This window comes from Mesorhizobium sp. M7A.F.Ca.US.002.01.1.1 (assembly GCF_004022955.1).
Lineage (GTDB): Bacteria > Pseudomonadota > Alphaproteobacteria > Rhizobiales > Rhizobiaceae > Mesorhizobium > Mesorhizobium ciceri.
The window spans coordinates 1-3,204 of sequence record NZ_RZQE01000582.1; the positions used below are offsets into that span (position 1 = coordinate 1).

Genomic DNA, 3,204 nt, shown 5'->3' on the forward strand with positions numbered 1-3,204 from the left:
GGCGGCGACGTTGCGCCAGGCTATGGAAGCGCTGGTGACGCTGCCGGACGCCGCCTTCGACACACGCGAGTTCCAGCGATTGGACATCGATTTTCACGGCATGCTCGCCGAGGGCAGCGCCAACCGCTTCATCGCCGACGCGCTCGCCGATCACCTCAGGCTGCGCCGGCTGCCGGGCATCTATGCCGGCGTCAACGTCTTCCGATTGCGGCAATCGCTGCGCGAACACCTTGTCATACTCGACCATCTTGAAAGCCTGCAGTATGAGGTGGCTGCCGATCTGCTTCGCATTCATCTGCGGCTCTCCCGCAACCAGCGACCGCAAGCGGCCAGCCGCGGGGCTCCCGCGCTGTTCGGCACGATCAGCCGGCCGGAATGACGAGGATTAATTGACGCGTAAAGCCAGCCCGACCATCGCGCTGTTTCCCGAAGCAAGCTTCGGCGCGGCGTTGAATTGCGTCGGCATCGCGCAGGCGCTGCGTGCGAAAGGCGCCCGGCCCGTCTTCATCTGCCATGCCGGTTTCTCCGGCGTCTTTGCCGACTATGGTTTCCAGGAATACCAGTTGCCAACCGACGAGCCGCTGAGCGAGAGCCAACGTCAGAGCTACTGGCAGGCTTTCGTGCGCCGGCACCTGCCGCATTTCAGGCTGAGCCCGATCGACCAGCTTGAGACCTATGTCGCTCCGACCTGGCAGGCCATCGTCGACACCGCGGTCAATGCCGAGGCGCCGCTGCGCCAATTGCTGGCACGGCTCAAGCCGGATGCCGTGGTGCTCGACAATGTCATCATGTTCCCGGCGATCGCCGCCGCCGGCTGTCCGTGGGTGCGCGTCGTCTCCTGCGCCGAGACCGAGCTGCCGGACGCCAATGTGCCGCCCTATCTGTCGGGGCTTGGCGTGGACGACCCGCAACGCGCGGCGTTCGAGGCCAGGTATCTGGCGGCTTGCGCGCCGGCGCATGACCGCTTCAACCGCTTCCGGGCGGATGCCGGACTGGGGCCGCTGCCGAAGGGTCAGTTCCTCGAGACGTCGCCCGATCTCAACCTGCTGCTGACGCCGACGATCGTGCGCCGCGAGCGTGCCGAGCCGCTCGACCCCGCGCGCTTCGTCTATCTCGAGGGCTGCGTGCGTTCTGAAGGGCCGTTCGAGGTGCCGGTGTTCCCGCGCAATGGCGGGCCGCTGGTCTATGTCAGCTTCGGCAGCCTGGGTGCCATGGATGTCGGCCTGATCGAGCGCATGCTGGTGGTGTTCGACAGGCTGCCGGCGCGCTTCATCGTCAATGCCGGCGGCCTGCGCGACGCTTACCGCGCGGTGCCGGACAATGTCTATCTCGACGCCTGGTTTCCGCAGCCCTCGGTGGTGGCGAAGTCGGATCTGTTCATCCATCACGGCGGCAACAACAGTTTTTGCGAAGCGCTGCGCTTCGGCGTGCCGTCGCTGATCATGCCCTATTGCTGGGATGGACACGACAACGCGCAACGCGCCGAAGAGACCGGCACCGGCGACCATATCGGCCGTGACGGCTGGACCGAAGGAGTGTTGGAGAAAGCCATTCTCGGCCTGCTGGCCGACGATGCCATGCGCGCCCGCCTCAAGGACAATGCAGCCCAAATGGCGCTGAAACCCGGAACGGATGCGGCCGCGCAAGCCATACTCTCTCTGATACGGATTTGAACGAAAATGCCTGACAACAACACGAACATCTCGCTCTCCAGCGGCAACGATGCCAAGGCCTGGCTGGCCCGGCACGGCATCAACGAAGTCGAGTGCCTGGTGCCCGACATGAACGGCGTCCTGCGCGGCAAGGCCTTGCCGACGGCCAAATTCCTCCAGGCGCTTGAAGACCGCGCGCTCTATCTGCCGAGCAGCGCTTTCCTGGTCAGCATCGACGGCCGCTATTCCGGCTCGATCGACGAGGGTTTTGCCTATTCGGATCCGGACATGCGCATGGTGCCTGATGTATCGACGCTCTGCCTGGCGCCGGGTGCCGCTCCCGGCAAGGCCTATGTCTTTGCCGATGCCTTCCATATGGACGGCCGGCCCTGGATGGCCTCGCCGCGCCATGTGCTCAGGGCCGTGCTCGACCTCTACGCCAAGCGCGGCTGGCGGGCGGTGGTGGCGCCCGAGGTGGAATTCTATCTCACCGCGCCCAATCCGGATCCGGACCGTCCGCTGACCGCCCCGGTCGGCGCCAATGGCCGCGCCGAGACCGTGCAGCATCCCTACGATATGGCCGGGCTCGAGGAGTTCGAGCCGGTGATCCGCCGCATTTACGATTATGCGGCGGCGGCCGGCCTGCCGCTCGACACGCTGATCCATGAGTCGGGAACCGCGCAGTTGGAGATCAACTTCCTGCATGGCGATGCGCTGCCGCTGGCCGACAAGGTGCTGCTGTTCAAGCGGCTGACGCGCCAGGCCGCGCAGCAAAGCGGCATGCACGCCACCTTCATGGCCAAGCCGATCGCCGCACAGGCCGGCAGCTCCATGCATCTGCACATGTCGGTCATCGACGAGGCCGGCAGGACTTTGTTTGCCGGCAGCGACGATGCCGACACCGCAATGTTTGGCCACTTCATCGGCGGCCTGCAGAAATATGTCCCCGAAATCATGCCGCTGTTCGCGCCCAACGTGAACTCGTTCCGCCGCATCAGGCCGAACCACAGCGCGCCGGCCAACATCGAATGGTCGCATGACAACCGCTCCTGCGGCCTGCGCGTGCCGGCCGGCGGCCGCGCCGCGCGGCGGGTGGAGAACCGGCTTCCGGGCGCGGATTCCAATCCTTACCTGGCGATCGCCGGCTCGCTGCTTGCCGGCTATCTCGGCGTCGAGCAGAAACTGGCGCGCTCGCCCGAGGCGTCGGGCAATGCCTACAAGATCAAGAGCACGCTGCCGAAGACGATGGAGGAGGCGCTCGATCGTTTCGAGGCTTGCGGCCCGGTGCGGGAACTGCTCGGCGAGGATTTCTTCCAGACTTATCTGCGCGTAAAGAGCGTCGAGCTCGACCTGTTCCAGGGCGTGGTGACGAGCTGGGAACGCGACCACCTTCTGCTGAAGGTGTGATCATGGCTTCCAGTTCAACGGGCTTCAATTCGGGCCTCGATATCGCAAAATCCTATTATGTCGCCACCGCCAATCCGGCGCCGGACCATCCGGCGCTGGTCGGCGACGTCGACACCGACCTGGTTGTCGTCGGCGGCGGCTGCAC

3 protein-coding genes and 1 pseudogene are annotated in these 3,204 nt (G+C 65.3%); all 4 read left to right on the top strand.

Going from position 1 to position 3,204, the window contains the following annotated elements; translation table 11 throughout:
• Positions 1–379, top strand: a 379-nt coding sequence (locus tag EN932_RS32315) for an FCD domain-containing protein (protein ID WP_128369374.1), incomplete at its 5' end; no start/stop codon positions are given.
• A 10-nt stretch (positions 380–389) separates the two neighbouring features.
• A complete protein-coding gene (locus tag EN932_RS32320; RefSeq protein WP_013528948.1) occupies positions 390–1,673 on the top strand; it encodes a glycosyltransferase in 1,284 nt (427 codons plus the stop codon).
• 6 nt (positions 1,674–1,679) lie between these two features.
• Positions 1,680–3,059 carry a glutamine synthetase family protein gene (locus tag EN932_RS32325; RefSeq protein WP_063169493.1) on the top strand — a complete coding sequence of 460 codons (1,380 nt, stop codon included), beginning with the start codon at positions 1,680–1,682 and terminating at the stop codon, positions 3,057–3,059.
• A gap of 2 nt (positions 3,060–3,061) precedes the next feature.
• Positions 3,062–3,204 (top strand): annotated as a pseudogene (locus EN932_RS39815) (FAD-dependent oxidoreductase); the annotation flags it as partial.

Bases quoted from the DNA above. Each gene is read 5' to 3' on its own strand.
- EN932_RS32325 (WP_063169493.1), top strand. From the start codon at position 1,680: ATGCCTGACAACAACACGAACATCTCGCTCTCCAGCGGCAACGATGCC.